The 17,905-nt window shown below is 36.1% G+C and carries 17 protein-coding genes and 1 riboswitch; of the genes, 4 read left to right on the top strand and 13 right to left on the bottom strand.

From position 1 onward, the window contains the following. Nucleotides 1-66: 66 nt before the first annotated feature. Nucleotides 67-924, bottom strand: coding sequence for a DUF2382 domain-containing protein (locus IGL28_RS00910; RefSeq protein ID WP_081128318.1), 858 nt, complete (start codon nt 922-924; stop codon nt 67-69). A 335-nt stretch (nt 925-1,259) separates the two neighbouring features. Further along, nucleotides 1,260-2,585: a hemolysin family protein gene (locus IGL28_RS00905; RefSeq protein ID WP_081204155.1), complete on the bottom strand. Its 1,326-nt coding sequence runs from the start codon at nt 2,583-2,585 to the stop codon at nt 1,260-1,262. Between the two features lie 568 nt (nt 2,586-3,153). Between IGL28_RS00905 and IGL28_RS00900 the strand changes: the two genes are divergently transcribed. Beyond that, the gene (locus IGL28_RS00900) at nt 3,154-3,891 is read left to right on the top strand and encodes a hypothetical protein (RefSeq protein WP_081128321.1); all 738 of its coding nucleotides are present in this window, start codon (nt 3,154-3,156) and stop codon (nt 3,889-3,891) included. 32 nt (nt 3,892-3,923) lie between these two features. Next, nucleotides 3,924-4,193 (top strand): hypothetical protein, encoded by a 270-nt coding sequence (locus IGL28_RS00895; RefSeq protein ID WP_081128322.1) that lies wholly within the window; start codon nt 3,924-3,926, stop codon nt 4,191-4,193. A gap of 70 nt (nt 4,194-4,263) precedes the next feature. Here IGL28_RS00895 and IGL28_RS00890 read toward each other — a convergent pair whose 3' ends face one another. From IGL28_RS00890 to rpsO, 4 genes are all read right to left on the bottom strand, one after another. Beyond that, nucleotides 4,264-6,258, bottom strand: coding sequence for a KUP/HAK/KT family potassium transporter (locus IGL28_RS00890; RefSeq protein ID WP_010736848.1), 1,995 nt, complete (start codon nt 6,256-6,258; stop codon nt 4,264-4,266). Between the two features lie 126 nt (nt 6,259-6,384). Next, nucleotides 6,385-6,642 carry a GlsB/YeaQ/YmgE family stress response membrane protein gene (locus IGL28_RS00885; RefSeq protein WP_010720351.1) on the bottom strand — a complete coding sequence of 86 codons (258 nt, stop codon included), beginning with the start codon at nt 6,640-6,642 and terminating at the stop codon, nt 6,385-6,387. A gap of 234 nt (nt 6,643-6,876) precedes the next feature. Further along, a complete protein-coding gene (gene pnp, locus IGL28_RS00880) occupies nt 6,877-9,000 on the bottom strand; it encodes a polyribonucleotide nucleotidyltransferase (protein ID WP_063626433.1) in 2,124 nt (707 codons plus the stop codon). Nucleotides 9,001-9,182: 182 nt separating this feature from the next. Continuing rightward, nucleotides 9,183-9,452: a 30S ribosomal protein S15 gene (rpsO, locus tag IGL28_RS00875; RefSeq protein WP_010720353.1), complete on the bottom strand. Its 270-nt coding sequence runs from the start codon at nt 9,450-9,452 to the stop codon at nt 9,183-9,185. A gap of 248 nt (nt 9,453-9,700) precedes the next feature. On the opposite strand from rpsO, the gene def reads away from it, so the two are divergent. Further along, the gene (def, locus tag IGL28_RS00870; RefSeq protein WP_010720354.1) at nt 9,701-10,264 is read left to right on the top strand and encodes a peptide deformylase; all 564 of its coding nucleotides are present in this window, start codon (nt 9,701-9,703) and stop codon (nt 10,262-10,264) included. A 144-nt stretch (nt 10,265-10,408) separates the two neighbouring features. On the opposite strand, the gene IGL28_RS00865 is transcribed toward def, so the two are convergent. From IGL28_RS00865 to IGL28_RS00835, 7 genes are all read right to left on the bottom strand, one after another. Continuing rightward, nucleotides 10,409-11,485 carry a hypothetical protein gene (locus IGL28_RS00865; protein WP_232088545.1) on the bottom strand — a complete coding sequence of 359 codons (1,077 nt, stop codon included), beginning with the start codon at nt 11,483-11,485 and terminating at the stop codon, nt 10,409-10,411. Nucleotides 11,486-11,552: 67 nt separating this feature from the next. Beyond that, the gene (locus IGL28_RS00860; RefSeq protein WP_232088544.1) at nt 11,553-11,843 is read right to left on the bottom strand and encodes a hypothetical protein; all 291 of its coding nucleotides are present in this window, start codon (nt 11,841-11,843) and stop codon (nt 11,553-11,555) included. A 336-nt stretch (nt 11,844-12,179) separates the two neighbouring features. Then, nucleotides 12,180-13,130, bottom strand: a complete 951-nt coding sequence (locus IGL28_RS00855; protein WP_081128324.1) for a hypothetical protein — start codon at nt 13,128-13,130, stop codon at nt 12,180-12,182. Nucleotides 13,131-13,210: 80 nt separating this feature from the next. After that, nucleotides 13,211-14,314, bottom strand: a complete 1,104-nt coding sequence (locus IGL28_RS00850; protein WP_438843872.1) for a hypothetical protein — start codon at nt 14,312-14,314, stop codon at nt 13,211-13,213. A 338-nt stretch (nt 14,315-14,652) separates the two neighbouring features. Continuing rightward, on the bottom strand, nt 14,653-15,174 hold the full coding sequence (locus IGL28_RS00845) for a transcription repressor NadR (protein ID WP_081128327.1): 522 nt from the start codon (nt 15,172-15,174) through the stop codon (nt 14,653-14,655). Then, the gene (locus tag IGL28_RS00840; RefSeq protein ID WP_081204151.1) at nt 15,167-16,018 is read right to left on the bottom strand and encodes a chorismate mutase; all 852 of its coding nucleotides are present in this window, start codon (nt 16,016-16,018) and stop codon (nt 15,167-15,169) included. Before IGL28_RS00840 ends, IGL28_RS00845 begins: the two co-directional genes overlap by 8 nt. Then, on the bottom strand, nt 16,008-16,733 hold the full coding sequence (locus IGL28_RS00835; RefSeq protein WP_010736844.1) for an NAD-dependent protein deacylase: 726 nt from the start codon (nt 16,731-16,733) through the stop codon (nt 16,008-16,010). Before IGL28_RS00835 ends, IGL28_RS00840 begins: the two co-directional genes overlap by 11 nt. Nucleotides 16,734-16,954: 221 nt before the next feature. On the opposite strand from IGL28_RS00835, the gene IGL28_RS00830 reads away from it, so the two are divergent. Then, on the top strand, nt 16,955-17,257 hold the full coding sequence (locus IGL28_RS00830; protein WP_010736843.1) for a hypothetical protein: 303 nt from the start codon (nt 16,955-16,957) through the stop codon (nt 17,255-17,257). A 325-nt stretch (nt 17,258-17,582) separates the two neighbouring features. Beyond that, nucleotides 17,583-17,757: riboswitch (Lysine riboswitch) on the top strand. Nucleotides 17,758-17,905: the final 148 nt, after the last annotated feature.

Raw genomic sequence — 17,905 nt, 5'->3', positions numbered from 1 at the left:
GCAATTTACATGATGTTCCGTTCAAAAAACGAAGGAGTCTGGTTAGATGATTTTAGCGATCAATTATTATATATGATCATTTTTACGAGTATTTTCATCCGTATCTTCTACTCGAACGTCTCCTTTTGTATCAATATCCAACTCTTCACGACTTACTTCTTCCGTCACTTGTTTCATATCTTCATGCTCTTTTTTGTGAATACCTACCTCTTCACGTACTACAGTATGTTTATTGACATCAATTTGTTCTTCTTTAAGAGGAATTGTAATCGTTTTGTCTTCCAAAGAATCATCTGAAATATTATCGCTTGCTTCAGCATTTACTGGTTTTCTTTCGATAACGATTTCTTCACGCTTCACAGGGACTTCCACTGTTTTAGTATCATTAACAACGTGTTTATGGATATCAACTTCCCCAGTTGTCACGTCATGGGTATTGACATCTAACTGTTCTTCTTTGAGTTGAATATTTTCATTATTTGTATTTAGTGTATCCGTTGGATCGGGCATATTTTGAGTCCGATCGTTTTCAACAACTGCTTCATTTGGCGCTTTGTAATCTTTAACCGTAATCACTATTTTCCCAGCGGCAATATCCTCTTTGTATGAATACAATGGATCATCGTTAACAGAATCATCCGCTTTTTCTGTATACGAATCTTCCTCATAGGTGTTAGAAGTGAACGTATCTTTGATCCGTTCCCATAGCGAGCGTTCTTCATGCGTGCCTTCAACCTCATCCACATTCGTTTCTACATCAATTCCTGATAAACCAGAAAAACCAAAATTTTGAGCAGCATCTTTTGTCGTATAGATAATGATATCGTCTCGATCGTATCCTTCATCACGCAATTGTTCGATCACTGATAAAGCTTCTTCCCTCGTACTGTAACTACCAATAACTGTTAGATTTCTTTCATTCATGTGAATCCCTCCTGTTAATAGTATGTCTGTATTTAGTGATTCCGCTTACAGATCTATTCTATCGGATATTTTTTTTTAGAACAAATATATGGTTTACAAAGTAAAAAAGATGCCAATCCATTCAGCTAAGTCGAATGGATTGGCATCAGTTCTATCGTTTAAAATCTTATGATCAAGAGATCCGTCCACCAAAATGAGTAGGAAGCTTCCGACTAAGGGACAAAAAGAAAGTATAAACATCGGTTTATTCGTTTTTGGTAGTGGTTAGAATGTTTGTCTTACTTCTCTCATTTTTTTTGATCGTGAAATGTAGGATTTTGTTTATCCCAGATTCTTCATTCTGTTTTATTCGAATCGATACTGTTTTCTGCTATTTCTTGTTTTTTGATTTTAAAATAGTCCACATGCGTATGGTTATATTCTAACACCGTAAATTGAAAAGAATCAATTTGGATCACTGTACCTGTCTTGATGTTTTTTTCATGGTTCGACATAAATCCAGATAGTGTGATAAAAGTAGACTCTTCAAATTCAGGGATCGTAACGTGGAAATAACGACCAAAATCATCTAACGTCAATTTTCCTGAAACAATATAGCTCCCATCTGCTTGTTTCGCTATCAATGCTTCATCCAAATCCGTTTCATCCCGAATTTCCCCTACGATTTCTTCTAAAATATCTTCAATCGTCACTAAACCACTCGTTCCCCCGTATTCATCTTTTAAAATAGCAATATGTTTTCCTTTTTTACGCATGATCGTCAACAGTTTTTTGATGGGAATCATTTCCGAAGTAACGATTGGTTCTTCCACCAACTCATCCACTGTTAATTGATCGTCTTTAAACGACTGCTTAATCAAATCTGGTAAAGTAACATAACCAAGGACGTGATCCTTTGACCCAGAAATAACGGGGTAGCGGGTATGACCTCTTTGAATAGAAGCTTGAATCGCATCTTTCACTGTCTCACCAGCTTCAAAAACCTGCATAGAGGTTCGATCCACTTGGATATCTTTTGCCAACGTATCATCAAATTCAAAGACATTTTCTAAATAATAGTACTCTTCTTTCGTCAACTCTCCTTTTTCATAAGAATTCATAGCCACTAACGTCAATTCTTCTTGAGATAATGTCTCTTCTCCTTCTGAAACTAATTTCACACCTAATACTTTTCCTAAAGCCGCAGCAGAATGATTCAATACCCAAATAAAAGGAAACATTGCTTTATAAAAATAATGCAACGGACGTACAACAAATAAGACCACTTGCTCTGTATTCACGATACTATAACTTTTAGGTAAAAGTTCTCCGATCACCACATCGATATATGTCACTAAGATAAACCCTAACGCGACAGAAATCGTTCCGCTCAATGCTGAGCTAAACGGCAATCGACCGATCCAAGGCTCTAGTAACGTCGCCACTGAGCCTTCGCCAACCCAACCAATGATCAACCCAGTCAAGGTAATTCCTAATTGACTAGCCGACAAGTAGTTATCTAAATGATGCGTGACATGTAATGCTAATTTGGCATTCTTTACATTTTCTCTTTCTAATTGTTCTAAGCGTGAACGTCTGATTTTAACTAATGCAAATTCACTAGCTACAAAAAAAGAAGTCACCGCAATCATCAAAAATAATATGGCAAAATTAAGTACCATAACTTCCCACCTCTCTTCTCTCACCTATTGTACCTCTTTTCGAAAAATAATTTAAATCAACGATCCACGATCACATCGGAGGTTGAGACAAAAGTGTTTAGCATCAAGAAATAAGAAGAAATTTCCGAAAATTGACAAGAAACACAAATACTTGTTTTTGATGTTGATTGTTACCTACTCGGTGCTTCTCAAATTTTTGGTAAATTTCGGCAAATTTTCCGAAGATGCTGCTTTTGTCTCACCGTGAACAAGAGGTCGTGAAAAGAGTGTTTTGACCTGAGCGTTAAGGATGGAAATCTCGAAACAGCTCCCCATGTTTTGAGATTTTTTGACTTATCGCCGAAGGTCAGCTCTTTGAACACCGTTTATTCGTTTTCAGAGATACTAGAAGAGACTGAGACAAGTTTTGTCCCAGTCTCTTCTTGAACAACAAAACTCTTTTAACTTAGCAAGTTTTGTCAAGCTTTTATCCAAAACTAAAATTTCATATAGCCGAAAAAAGAAGACTCTTTGTCTGATCGATTCCTTTACAATAGTTCTAGTAAAAAAATCAAAAGGAGATTATCTTATGCCCCTTAGTCAAGTTCTGAAAGAACACAAATTAATGAAAGTATCAGAAAATAGTATTCACTTGTGGAATCGAATGTTGAAAATTCACGGCTTAAGCCAAACCTTAGCCTATTTAACTACATTTAATTATGAAACTGAAAGTATCAAAAATATTATAAACAACCTTCATTTGCCAGCAGGAACAGATAAAGAACAGATTGAAACCTTGTTAAATGTTCTGGGCAAAACGGTGGTGGAATCAGGTTTTTCATCTGATCAGGAGTTACTAACCACAATTGACCAGTGGAACGCAATGCTTAAACTAAACGGTGCTGATGAAACCTTCGCTTTTCTAGCTACCTGTAACTATAATGATTCAATGATCAAATTTATCATAGCGAATCTTTACTTACCAGAAACGATAAATCCAGTCATTGAATCAGATAAAATCATTACGGCAGAGCGATCAACTATCACTTCAGATTTTCAATCCAACCAAGAACTACTAAATACGATTGACCAGTGGAACACGAGGTGTAAAGAACGTGGCCCAAACGAATGCTTAGCATCTTTGTCTAAATTAAACTATAAAGCCAGAAGTATTAAATTTATTATGGCTAACCTCCAGTTACCAAAAACAATGGACCGATTAGCCAACACACAAAAAATAGTTGAAGCAAACAAAATGAATATAATATCGAATTTCAATCAAAAAATAAAAATAATCGCAAAAAAAAAAAAACGTTACACAGCCTAAACCACATCATTAATAACCTTGAATTACCAAAGTTGGATGCTGAAATACTAAGAAAAAAAATCATTCTAAAAACTCAAAAAGTAATCGAAATTGGTGTTAAAAAACACCTCGCTAAGATGAATTTCGCATATAAAAAGACGCAAACCCAAGTTTACATAAAGCAAATGCAACAAGAACCAAATGAAATTGGCATCTACCTAGGAAAATCTCACCTAAAAGATTTAAAAAGAAAAGCAATCAATAGTATTTCAAATAAACATCTAAGCGAGCCTAAAAAAGCTAAACTCTCTTTGCAACGCTAAATAGCCCAAAAACAATGGGAGAAACATTCCAAGAAATGTCTCTCCCATTGAATACTTTATTCGCTAAAGTTTAATTTTTCCGTTCTTTTAACCACGTTTTTCTTGTTACACCAATTAGTAACGGTACTGTTTCATGCTTTACTTCACTATACTCTAAACCAAACCAAGTTTCTGGCGTGGTCGCAATTTTTTTAATTGCAAGTTTTGCTTGCATGATTTGTCGTTCCCATTTGCTGAGAGTCGTCACATTTGAGATCACTTCATCAATCAAGATAAATTGGAAATCACCGACTTCTCTTCCCGGAGTTAACGAGTAAGTCTGCGGTTGTTTTGGTAATCTTCCTTGTTTCATCAAATCATGAATGATTTGACGAACATAGACATTGATTTCTTGTTGTACTCTGAATCCTAAGAAGAGATTCACTTGTACGACAAAATCAGTATCCATCATATCGATTTGGTATTCTTTCGTATAAGGTTCATCCGTCACTTCCACATGTACGAACCAATATACACGTGCTCTTTTTGGTCGTTTGTCCAGAATCGAGTAGACAAATTGTCTACCAACTTTTCCTTCGGCCATATCTGGTACTAAGAACACCACATTAGTTTGATAAAGTGGCAATGAGTGATCATCTCTTAATTCCGCTAATTGTGGAATGTAATCTTTTAATGCCACATCTTCCGCAGCAGACTCACGGATGATATTTCCTTGTTCCCAAATAAACATGACAGCTAAAATAATGATCGCCATCAACACCGCAACAAACCCTCCGTGGAAAAACTTCACGATACTTGAGATGAAAAAGATGATCTCGATCGCACCAAAAAAGAAAGACACAATCCAGGCGAACCATTTGGAATAGTTGCTTTGGATCAAATAGAAATAAAGAAGTACCGTCGTCATCAACATCGTGACAGTAATTGAAAGTCCATAGGCTGCTTCCATATGATGTGATGTTCGGAAAGTAACCACGATCAACGAACAAGCCAACCATAAAATCAAATTAACCGCGGGAATATACATCTGACCGATACTGTTTCCTGGATACATGATTTTCAAGCGTGGTAAGAGTTTTAACTTAATCGCCTCTGATACCAATGTAAATGATCCAGTAATCAAAGCCTGTGAAGCAATGACCGCAGCGATCGTAGCAAACCCAACGCCAATAATCAACCAACCTTTAGGTAACATTTGGAAAAATGGATTGAGATTATTGATTTGTTGCACCTCTTGATTTTGATAAATATTCAGTAACCAAGCCGCTTGTCCGAAGTAATTCAATACTAAGCAAAGTTTAACGTAAGGCCAACTTAAACGGATATTTAATTTCCCCACATGCCCCAAGTCAGAATACAATGCTTCCGCCCCTGTCGTAGCCAGAAAGATGTTTCCTAAAATAAAGAGACCTAATCGATTGTCTGGACTAAAAAGTAGGCGAATCGCGTAGTAGGGGTTCAACGCTCGGATCACCGTCCAGTCTTGGCTGAAATTTATTAAACCCATCACACCTAAAAAAGTAAACCATAAAAACATGATCGGGCCAAACGCTTTTCCTACTATCTCGGTACCGAATCGTTGAACCATAAATAATACGAAAATGATGACTAATGTAATAATGACAATAATATTTTGATTGTTACCGAATCGATCAAAAAATTGTGGGATACCTCTTAACCCCTCGATTGCTGTCGTGACAGTCACCGCTGGGGTCAATACTCCATCAGCAAGTAAAGCAGCTCCACCGATCATTGCCGGAACGATCAAGTATTTGCTCCCTTTCCTGACCAGTGTATATAAAGAAAAAATCCCACCTTCACCGTGGTTATCGGCATTTAACGCAATCACCACATACTTGATTGTGGTAAGTAATGTTAGTGTCCAAAAAATCAATGACACCGAACCAAGGACAAATTCAGGATTGATACCTCGTAGTCCTCCGTTATCTTCTACGATGGCCTTCATTACATATAGTGGACTCGTTCCAATATCTCCGTAAACTACGCCCATCGCAACTAATAGACCAGCCATTGAAATTTTTTTAGTGTTGTGTTTTGTTGTCAATTGTCCCCCTCTTTTCTACTTTCGTTCACTATCGTATTTTCTTCACAAATCATTGATCTTTTATTTCATGTGATTTACTTAACTAGAGACCCCTACGAAGTGTCAAATCATTATACAAGATTTCATTTAGTAATGTCGACGGATATAGTCTGCTAAAAATGAATACACACCGAGACAAAAAAGAGCTCCTAGCAATGAAGGGATGAGGTAGAATCCTTTGATCGAGGGACCTAATTCACCAAGAACAAATTCTCCTAACCAGCTTCCTAAAAAACCGATCACTACATTTCCAGTGACACCGCCAGGTACATCCTCATTTAAGATCAATCCAGCGAACAGACCTAAAACGCCACCAACGATCAAAGTCAGAAAAAAATAAAGCATCTCGTTCCCTCCTTAAAAAATACACCTTTATTTTACGTTATTTTGAAAATTAGACCAAAGATTATGAATAGCTTTTATCCAAGTAAACTTTCCAGAGGGATTTTAGCTATAAAAAGAAGGAGTAAGACATTGTCTCACTCCTTCTTTTTCAATGTAGCAAAAACAAGTATTTTTCACTGGCGTAGGCATTTCACCCTTCAGATTATTCTTTTTGCTATTTTATCGCTTAAACGATTATTTTGTTTCTTTTTCAGAACCATCTTCTGTTAACATCGCTTTTCTAGAAAGATTTACGCGACCTTGTTTGTCAATCTCAGTTACTTTGACAAGGACTTCATCACCCAATTTGACTACATCTTCTACTTTATTGACACGGTCATTTGAAAGTTGAGAGATGTGAACCAATCCGTCTTTTCCTTTAATCAAGTTAACGAAAGCACCAAATTTTTCAATACGAACTACTTTTCCTAGATAAACCTCACCGACTTTTACTTCTTTGGTTAAGTCTTCAATGATCTTGATTGCTTTTTGGATCATTTCTTTATCAGATGAAGCAATACTTACTTTACCATCTTGATCGATATCGATTTTCACACCAGTTTCTTCAATGATACCATTGATTGTGTCGCCACCTTTACCGATCACATCTTTGATCTTCGCAGGGTCGATTTGGATCATTTCGATTTTCGGTGCATATGGGCTTAATTCTTCACGAGGTGCTGCAATCGTTGAAGTCAATTCTTCTAAGATTTCCATACGTGCTTGTTTTGCTTGGGCTAGCGCTTCTTTTAGGATTTGTTCCGTAATTCCTTGGATCTTAATATCCATTTGTAGAGCAGTTATCCCATCTTTAGTTCCAGCCACTTTAAAGTCCATATCTCCCAGATGATCTTCTAATCCTTGGATATCTGTTAAAATCGTATAGTTTTCGCCATCTGAAACAAGTCCCATTGCAATCCCTGCAACTGGTGCTTTGATTGGTACACCGGCATCCATCAATGCTAATGTCCCAGCACAGATACTTGCTTGTGAAGAAGAACCATTCGATTCTAAAACTTCTGCCACTAAACGGATTGTATAAGGAAAATCTTCTTCTGAAGGAATCACTTGTGCTAGTGCACGTTCACCTAAAGCACCATGTCCGATTTCACGACGACCAGGTGATCCCGCACGCCCTGTTGAACCAACAGAAAATTGTGGGAAGTTGTAATGGTGGATAAATCGTTTGCTAACTTCTACTCCCAGTCCATCAATAATTTGGTGTTCACCTAGTGGCGCAAGGGTACAAGCAGATAATGCTTGAGTTTGTCCTCGAGTAAACAAACCTGAACCATGCACCCGTGGCAACAAGCTTACTTCTGAAGCTAGTGGACGGATTTCGTCCAATTTACGCCCATCAGGACGAATCTTGTCGATCGTGATCAATTCACGAACTACATCTTTTTCTAAGTCCTCAGTAATTTGTTTTACTTCTTTTAGTAATTGATCTTCCTCTTCATGCCCGATAAATTTTTCGGCATAAGCTTCACGAATATCGATTTTTACTTGTTCGATATTGTCTTCACGAGCTAGTTTTTCTTCTGTCATAACAGCCGTTTTCATCGTAGCATAAGAAGCATCAAAGATTTCTTTTTTCAAATCTGCATCTACTTGTAACAAAGAAACTTCCATTTTCTCTTTGCCGACAGCTTGGACGATTTCTTCTTGGAAAGCAACTAATTCTTTGATTGCATCAAAACCAAATAGTAATGCTCCAAGCATATCTTCTTCAGAAACTTCTTTCGCACCACTTTCAACCATGTTGATTGCTTGTTTTGTACCTGCAACACTTAGTTCAATATCTGTTTGTTCCGCTTGTTCAACTGTTGGATTCAAGACATATTCGCCATTCACACGGCCGACTTCGACACCAGCAATTGGTCCATCAAATGGAATATCTGAAATTGATAATGCTAAAGAAGAACCTAGCATTGCAGCCATCGCAGGTGAACAATCTGTTTCAACACTCATCACGATGTTGGTTACTTGAACTTCGTTACGGAAGCCATCCGCAAACATTGGGCGGATCGGACGGTCGATCAAGCGAGCCGTTAAAGTTGCTTCTGTACTTGGACGACCTTCACGCTTGATAAATCCTCCAGGAATTTTACCGGCAGCATACATCTTTTCTTCATAGTTGATCGTCAACGGGAAGAAGTCAGTATCTTTTGCTTCTTTTGAAGCAACTGCCGCACTTAAAACTACAGTATCTCCATAGCGAACTAAAACTGCTCCGTTCGCTTGTTTTGCTAATTGACCGACTTCGATTTGTAAGGGACGGCCTCCCCATGTCGTTTTGAATATTTGTTTTTCTGACATAATTACTCCTTTTCTTTCTCGTGAAAGCAAGACGCTACTAAACAAATGAAAACCGCCAAACGTCGCTTATCCAGCTTTCATTTGGTTAGTAGGAGTCTATCATGCTTTTTTCGAGAATGGTTGTATTAGGTATTACAGTAAAAAAAGTGAGATTCATTTGAACCCCACTCTTTTTGTCAAAATTAACGGCGTAGACCTAAGCGTTTGATCAATTCGCGGTAACGTTGTACATCAGTCTTACGTAGGTAAGCTAACAAGTTACGACGGTGACCAACTTTTTTCATTAGGCCACGGTATGAATGATGATCTTTTTTATGCATACGTGCATGTTCATTCAAGTGGTTGATTTCTTCCGTTAATACAGCGATTTGTACTTCTGGAGAACCAGTATCCCCTTCATGGCGTGCATAGTCTTTGATGATTTCATTTTTACGTTCTTTTGAAATTGCCATTTCTTTCACCTCTTTCGATTATTCCCCTGTGACTGAGTAAAACGTTGGTGATTCGCTTAACCAAGTAACAGGCGATATGCCTTACGCATACAGCTATACTTTACCTGAATCTACGGGAGAAATCAAGTGAAGAATCATTAAGAAAATTTAGTTTTTAAACAAACTTTCTCCTACTTTTTAAATTTTATGTTAAACTATAATGCGAAAATAGACGTATAACTGTCTAAAAAGAAAGGGGTACATATTCCATGATCACAATGGATAATATCATCCGTGAAGGAAATCCTACTTTGCGGGAAGTAGCTGAAGAAGTTGCTCTCCCATTAAGCAAAGAAAATATCGACCTAGGAAAAGAAATGCTCGAATTCCTGAAAAATAGCCAAGATCCAATCAAAGCGGAAGAATTAAACTTACGTGGAGGAGTTGGTTTAGCTGCTCCTCAACTAGATATTTCTAAACGCATCATTGCTGTACACGTGCCAAGCCCTGATCCAGAAGTAACAGAACCCACGCTAAGTACGGTAATGTATAATCCAAAAATCCTTAGTCACTCAGTTCAAGATGCTTGCCTTGGCGAAGGAGAAGGCTGTTTATCTGTTGATCGAGAAGTACCTGGCTACGTAGTCCGCCACGCTAAGATCACGGTTTCTTATACAGATATGAATGGCGAGAAACATAAAATCCGCTTGAAAAATTATGAGGCAATCGTTGTCCAACACGAAATTGATCATATCAACGGCGTGATGTTCTACGACCATATCAACGAAAAGAATCCATTTGCCCTTAAAGAAGGCGTATTGGTGATTGAATAAAAATGATTGAAAGTTGTATTTCAATCTAAATGACTCGTAAGAAATTGAACTAAAAAGCAACATCTTCGGAAATCGCTACTCATTTTTTCGAAGATGTTGCTTTTTGACGTGGGGAGCCCCACTCCTTTTTTATATTACTAAGAATCAGCGATGTGTTCGTTGTCCATTAAACTGGTTTCTGTCTTTACTATGTCTATTTTCTCCCAACTTTTCTTCTTGTCGTTCAAGTTTACCTCCCGCTCTAGTTGTGCCTTCTACTATCTTTTTCTGCCCTAGATTCTCTAGAGATGGGCTTAACGTCAGATTCTTTTCCAACTCCAATAGGTCTATCTTGTTTGTTTTTGCCCAACGTTTTATTTCACCAATCATTTCCATCCATTTGTCTAACTGTTGTTCTCCGTTCTGTTGCGCATAGCATTGATTCTCTCGCTGAGCACGAAGTTGCTGAGTCAAGATTTTTAATTGATCTTTGCGTTCTCCTATTAGCTCATCTTTTTGCATTAATTGATTTTTAGTAATTTCTGTCTCTAATTCAGAATTTGATACTTTTAATTTATTGATCCCAACTTTAATTTTTTCAATTTGACCTTCTATTTTTTTTAATATATGTACTATTTCTGGAGTATTTTTGCATTTTATATTTTCAATTATTGTTTCTGCTTCAGATCGTAACGCAAGATCTTTCTCGCATCTTTTTCTAGCCATCAAATTAAAGAGCGTGGCATTATTACTCGGCAATTGTTTTATTTTATCCTCAACTGTATTTTTATCATATAGATAAGGTTGTATCAGAACAGCCTGCGACTTGTATATTTCCACCACGAAACCTTTCCACTTCTCTAATTCTTTTTTTGCAGAATCTAGGTCCCGCCAGTCAAATTCAGAAGAGTTTAATTCGATTTCTTGTAGTTTTGTTTGTATTTTAACTATTCGTTCTGCCACTGCTCTTAAAAATGCATTTATTTCTGAAACAGGTCGCTTATTCACCTCATCTTGTAATTTATCTGCTTGTGCTCTAAATTCTAGATCCTCTTGACAAATGGTAAGATTCTTTTTTAAGAGAGCCTTTGTGCGCCCACTTCTATCGAAATCCGATCCCCAGTTTTCATCGAACCAACTGATCGTTTGTTCAACGGTGCTTTGTTCGTATAAAAAGGGGAATTCTATTATATTTCTTTTCCGCTTTTCCAACATTTCAATACTCTTTAATTCAGATAGCAACTTTATTGTACCCCTTCCAAAAACTAGCTTGTTGTTCCAGTACTTTATCTCCAGAATTCTTTGTCTTTCATTCGATGATTCGCTGTTCTGCTATATTTGCATATTCAGCAAGCTTTTCTTTCGATAGATAACTAATATCTTTCTGTGCATAATTTTTCATAGACAAGCGTTGAGATTGTTCTTTTATTAGCTTAGATTGAGCATCCTCCCCTTTATTTAGGAGGCTTATTTCAGTCTGATTTTTATTTGAAAATGCATTGAATGTTGCTATTCGTAAGTTAGCTTGCTTTAAATTTACGCTAATTTCATCATCCAAAAAGCGAATCACATCTTCAAACTGACAGATCCATCCTATCATGCGCTTCAACTCCTATATTTTATTTATGTCACGAATACTTCTGTAAAAAAGCAGAATCAAAAAATAAATTCAGCTGCAAAACTTCCTATTGTCCCATTTTACTTAAAAAATGAAACTAGTTTCTTCCTTCTTTTTCCCAAAAATAAAATAACTGGTACGATTCGTAAATGGATAAATCATACCAGTTATTTATTATTTAATGTTCTTATATATTCAGCCCAGGCAACTCTTTTCCTCGCTAAGCCGTTCTTTGTTTCATTAGTTTCAAGTACGTAAACTCTTGTACTACAATATTATTCTCTTAGTGTAACGATCTTACCTTAACCATTTCAGATATCATGACCGACTTTGATCCGGTTGGCCTACTTGTTGCATTATCTTGGACTTCTTTGGATCTGGTTCTGCTTTTTGTGGTGAAGAGTTTGCCCTTTTAGATAAAGGATTTTGTCTTGTATTTTTTACCTGTTGTACCTCTTCCATGCTTTTTAATGTCTGTTGTGGTTGTTTTTTTAATTCGTTGATTTTTCCAATAGTTTCCTCAATAGCATACTTCTTATTTTTTAATAACTTAATCGATAGTACCATTGCGGAAGTATGTGTGCTTACATCTTTTTCGTATTTTTGAACGAATTGATTCGCCTCAAAATTTTCTTCTAATTTTTGATTGATTAAAGACGAAACGGGGTTTTCGATTCCACTTGCCTTGTCTGATTCATTGAATTCTTTGCTCATTTCCTCAATAAGCTGATTCTTCTGATTTTTTACGTACTCATTCACTTTTTTTCCTGATTCTGTCAGTTCCTTTCCTTGAGTTTCTCGAATCACTTCGTCAAATATGAAAATTTCTCCTATCTTTTGTTTGAGTAAAGACGTATTTTCAATTCCACTTGGTTCTATTGGATTATTTGGGGAATTTACTTCTTTTTTGTCCTTATTTTTTGACCTTCTCATTAGTTTATTGAACATTACCTTTAGCAATGAAGGCTTTTTATTTGTATTTCTTACCTTTTTCATTTCTTTCATGTTACTTGATGCCTGTTGTGTTTGTTCTTTTTTTGATTCGTTGAGGTTTCTGCTATTTTCCTTAATATACTGTTCCTTTCGATTTATTAAGATCGCAATCAGTGATTCTCCTGATCTTATCAGTTCCTTTGTTCTTACCATTTCTTGAGTTTCTCGAATCACTTCGTCAAATATAAAAATTCCTTCTATGTTTTCTTGGATGTTTGCTGTGACTTTAGCCTTTTCACTATCTCCTTGAACTGTTTCGCTAGTTGATTTATCCATTTGTTTTAGCTCCTTTACTTTAGTATGTAGAAAAATAGTACCTGAATAATTCATATTCAATGTTATTGCAACTTATATTACTATCTTGACTTCTTTTGATCTGGTTCTGCTTTTTGTGGTGAAGAGTTTGCCCTTTTAGATAAAGGATTTTGACTTGTGTTTTTTACCTTTTGTATTTCTTTCATGCTTCTTAATGTCTGTTTTGATTGTTCTTTTGTTAATTTGTTGAATTCTTCGCTAACTTCCTTAATTAATTGATCCATAAGCTTATCCTTCGAATTTTCTAAGTTCTCAATCATTGATTTCTTTGACTTACTATCTATTTCTGTTGTGTCATGTATTTCCAGAATACGCTTGTTCAATAGGAAAGTTTCTTCTAACTTTTGATTGATGAAAGTCGGAATTGGATTGACTATTCCACTTGTTTTGTTTAACTCGTTGAATTTGTTACTAATTTCCTCAATATTCTGATTCTTCTGGTTTTTAAAGTATGTAACGCGGTAAAATCTTGATTTATTTAATACTTGTTCTCCTTTTTGTCCTATTGCTTGAATTCCCCATTGTGAAGTGAAAATTTCTTCTATTTTTTGCTGGATAAAAGGCATATTTGTATTTACTGTTCCACTTGTTTTCAGTAGATTATTTGGTGAATTTACTTCTTTTTGGTCTTTCACTTCTGCGTTTTCTTGGATGTTTGCTGTGACTTCAGCCTTTTCATCATTGCCTTGAACTGTTTCGCTAATTGATTTATCCATTCTTAGTTCGTTGAATTCTTCACTAACTTTCTTAATTAATTGATCCATAAGCTTATCCTTCGAATTTTCTAAGTTCTCAATCATTGATTTCTTTGACTTACTATCTATTTCTGTTGTGTCATGTATTTCCAGAATACGCTTGTTCAATAGGAAAGTTTCTTCTAACTTTTGATTGATGAAAGTCGGAATTGGATTGACTATTCCACTTGTTTTGTTTAACTCGTTGAATTTGTTACTAATTTCCTCAATATTCTGATTCTGATTTTTTTTACAGAGGCTAATGAAGCTTTGTTTTGCTGCTAATTCTTGTTCTAATTCTTGTTCTAATTTTTGTTCTACTTCTTGAATTCCCCATTGTAAAGTGAAAATTTCTTCTATTTTTTGCTGGATAAAAGGCATATTGGAATTTACTTCTTTTTGGTCTTTCACTTCTGCGTTTTCTTGGATGTTTGCTGTGACTTTAGCCTTTTCCCCATTTCCTTGTACTGTTTTGCTAGTGAATTTATCCATTTGGTTTAACTCCTTTACTTTAATATGTATTAAAAATATCTATTGCTAAACTTGGTTCCCACTATTTTTTTATTATGTAGAAGAATAGTGCTTGAATTATTCATATTCCGTATTATTGTAATTTATAAATAAAATAGTCGAACGCTTATTTTTTCAAAAAAATAAAATAACTGGTACGATTCATAAATGGACAAATCATACCAGTTATTCACTATTTAACATTCTTAAATATTCATCTCAGACTACTCTGCTCTTCATTAGCCTTCGTAGAGAATTCCTGCTTTTATCAACTGTTGCTTAATCGTTTTCAACACATTAGTATCTGGATAACGGATGGTATGCAGATGTATCCCATCGGTCAGCTCAGATAACAACGTAGCATTACTTTTTTTATAACGTTTCATAAACAATTCAATTTCTTGAGTTGTTTGGATATGAAGCATGCCTGTCAATTCACCATATAAAGGATGTTCTACAATGACATCTAAAACTTCGCCACCGGCTTCAACAATTAAGCGCAACTCTTCTTCTGTTTGCTCACGACCATGTTGGACAGCAATCTTGCTCACTAAGCCGTTCTGTGTTTCATTGGTTTCAAGAACGTAACCTCTTGCCGTTGCAATAATAGTCGCACCTGATGCTCTCAACAACGCAATATCTCCGACAATGATTTGACGGCTCACTTGAAAACGTGAAGCGAATTTGCTGGCACTGACCGGTTTTTCTTCATTTGCCAGGGTATGCAGAATCTCTTTGCGCCGTGCTTCTCCATCAATCATCCACTTTCTCCCCATTTAATTCATTTTGATAGTCACGAGAATGTTTCATAAGATCGATATATGTCGCTGTGATCGTTTCTTTATATTTCGTATTTTCTAACCGACTAGCGATTTTTTCTAATACTTCTTGCTCCCTTTTTTCGTCATAGACTGCTTTTTTCGATGCTTGTTTGGTTTCGCCAATTTTCGTTACCGTGTCCATACGTTTTTCTAGTAATTTGACGATTTGTTGATCAATCTGATCGATTGTTTGACGTAAGTCTTCAAGTTTTTCTGGTTGTTGATCTTCTAATATTTTTTTGATTACTCGAGCAGGATTACCTGCAATCACTACATTATCAGGAAAAGATTTAGTTACAACAGAACCCGCTCCAACCACGACATTGTTTCCTAACGTAACACCTGGCGTAACGATCACACCACCACCAAGCCAGACATTATGACCAATTTTGATTGGTTTCGCATATTCTAAGCCACTATTTCTTTTCACTGGATGAAGTGGATGAGTGGCTGTATAAAGTTGAACATTTGGCGCAAACATGCAATTGTCGCCGATTTCGATCGTACTTACATCTAAAAATGTACAGTTGTAGTTCGCATAGAAGTTTTCACCTACACGAATATTGTAACCATAATCAAAATTGATCGTTGGCTCCATGTAGATTTTTTCTCCCGTTTTTCCAAAGGTTTCTTTTAGTAATTGAGAACGTAGCTCTGCTGTTTCTGCTTGGTTGATGATCGTACTTTGGCTTCTTGCGTATTGACGATCCGCTACTAATTCCGGATCATTAGCAAAATATAATTCGCCAGCAATCATTTTTTCTTTTTCTGTTCTAATGGTCATAATTTGCTCCTTTTGATAATTTTTCAAATACTATAGCACCGTCCGTTTGCAGAAAATCATATTCTTGGTCTAACTGGATTGGCTCTTGGTTGATTACTAAGATTTGAGACTTCGTATTACGAAATTGGATTAAGTCACAAAACGGGTGTACTTGAAAACTCGTTCCGACGATGACGATCAACTCTGCTTGTTGAACAGCCGATGTTGCTCGCTCTATGACTTCATCATTAAATCCCTCCCCATACAACACGATATCTGGTCGAATTTGTCCCCCACATGTTGCATGTTGATCTGTTTGTAAATAGGTTTCCCAAGAAACGGTGTTCCCACATTTCCTACAATAGCAATGATAAAGATTTCCGTGAAAATTCACAAGTTTTGGACTTCCCGCTTTTTCATGTAATCCATCGATATTTTGGGAAACTACCCAAACTTGCTTTTTTGAGGCTAACTTTGCCATTTCTAAGTGAATAATATTTGGTCTTGCTGTTGGATGATAGATTTTTTTCACAAATGAATAAAATTTTTGTGGCTCATTGTTCATTGCTTCATGACTTAGAAGGTATTCGGGTTGTTCCAATCCATGATAGATTCCTTTTAACGATCGATAGTCGGGAATACCAGAAGGCGTTGATACCCCAGCGCCAGTTAGGAAAGTGATTTTTGAACTAGTGGCTATTGTTGCTACCGCTTCTTCAACGGTTACTTTTTTCATTTCCTTTCACCTCTCTCTTATTATACATCTATCTTTCGTTTATTGATTGATCGTACTTTTTATTCAAACGATTTCATTTTTTGAGAAACATCTCACAATATAGACTGACAAACCAATGAAAACGTGCTACAATACTGCTAGATTCTTCGGTATGATCATCACTATTGCTATCTAATAGTACGATAAACCAAGCATATAGAACAAAAGTGAGGTGAGTTGGTATGGTACCATCCATTATTTACTGGGGCGTGATTTTAGCTTGTATCGCCTGGTTAGCATTAAGTATTTATTTTTCAATTTTTTACCTTGCTCGTAAAGAAAATGGAAATCTTTGGGCATTTGCATTTTTCAATGTACTTGCTGCGATCGTTTTAGCGATTACCTTAGTTATTTTCCGAACATGGGGTTGGGGAATCACTCAATATTCAAGTCTGATTTATCTAATATTGGCTATTTATGGCGTAACGATTATTCTTCAAGCAATCTTAGGTCGTGAAAAAAAAGTAGTTAGTAAAACAGCATAATATACAGAAAGTCAGGATCGAAAATGATTGATTGGGTCAGCTATTGCTAAGCAGCTCATCTTTTCGACTGCTTTATTTTATATAATAAGTAGGAATTAGGACACTTAAATAGATTCGTGTCCTAATTTTTATTTATTTAATGAATAATTATTCTTTTACAACTCTCGCTCTTTTTGAATATCATTTTTCTTATTTTTTGTATAATTATAGAAATTTTCTATAGCTATCAATACTTCACAAGAAAACTTCTGTTATAGATTGACAAAGTGCTTTGTCTATCGTAAACTATTTTTTGTATAAATAACTGAATACGAGATACCTCAATCAATGAGGTAGAGGTCGCGAGAATCATTAACCCTGTGGAGTGAAGCAAACACCGTGAAGCAGGACTAGGGAAGATCGCCGAAATGTACTCTTCTTTGCTTGAAGTTTACGTTGGGACACAAGTTAAGAGCTTGTGGACTGTCTTAGCAGTGATGCTAAGTTGCGCTATGTTTTGTGAGAGGTTTATCACTTTTGTGAAATGTTAGCGACCCTTTTATATTCTTGAAGCGGTCGTTTTTTATTTCTCCTGATAAGCTACTGCAACGCATTTGTTTAACCGCTCGTAAAAAAATTATGCGTAAACAGTTAATTTGATAAGTACGT

This window comes from Enterococcus sp. AZ077 (assembly GCF_051714965.1).
Taxonomy (GTDB): domain Bacteria; phylum Bacillota; class Bacilli; order Lactobacillales; family Enterococcaceae; genus Enterococcus_B; species Enterococcus_B hirae.
Note: the sequence above shows the minus strand (reverse complement) of the source record. Positions and strands in the feature narration are given on the sequence as shown.

Coding starts and splice junctions, on each gene's coding strand:
- IGL28_RS00910 (WP_081128318.1), bottom strand. CDS start 924: ATGAATGAAAGAAATCTAACAGTTATTGGTAGTTACAGTACGAGGGAA.
- IGL28_RS00905 (WP_081204155.1), bottom strand. CDS start 2,585: ATGGTACTTAATTTTGCCATATTATTTTTGATGATTGCGGTGACTTCT.
- IGL28_RS00900 (WP_081128321.1), top strand. CDS start 3,154: ATGCCCCTTAGTCAAGTTCTGAAAGAACACAAATTAATGAAAGTATCA.
- IGL28_RS00885 (WP_010720351.1), bottom strand. CDS start 6,642: ATGCTTTATTTTTTTCTGACTTTGATCGTTGGTGGCGTTTTAGGTCTG.
- pnp (WP_063626433.1), bottom strand. CDS start 9,000: ATGTCAGAAAAACAAATATTCAAAACGACATGGGGAGGCCGTCCCTTA.
- rpsO (WP_010720353.1), bottom strand. CDS start 9,452: ATGGCAATTTCAAAAGAACGTAAAAATGAAATCATCAAAGACTATGCA.
- def (WP_010720354.1), top strand. CDS start 9,701: ATGATCACAATGGATAATATCATCCGTGAAGGAAATCCTACTTTGCGG.
- IGL28_RS00860 (WP_232088544.1), bottom strand. CDS start 11,843: ATGATAGGATGGATCTGTCAGTTTGAAGATGTGATTCGCTTTTTGGAT.
- IGL28_RS00855 (WP_081128324.1), bottom strand. CDS start 13,130: ATGGATAAATCAACTAGCGAAACAGTTCAAGGAGATAGTGAAAAGGCT.
- IGL28_RS00845 (WP_081128327.1), bottom strand. CDS start 15,174: ATGATTGATGGAGAAGCACGGCGCAAAGAGATTCTGCATACCCTGGCA.
- IGL28_RS00840 (WP_081204151.1), bottom strand. CDS start 16,018: ATGACCATTAGAACAGAAAAAGAAAAAATGATTGCTGGCGAATTATAT.
- IGL28_RS00835 (WP_010736844.1), bottom strand. CDS start 16,733: ATGAAAAAAGTAACCGTTGAAGAAGCGGTAGCAACAATAGCCACTAGT.
- IGL28_RS00830 (WP_010736843.1), top strand. CDS start 16,955: ATGGTACCATCCATTATTTACTGGGGCGTGATTTTAGCTTGTATCGCC.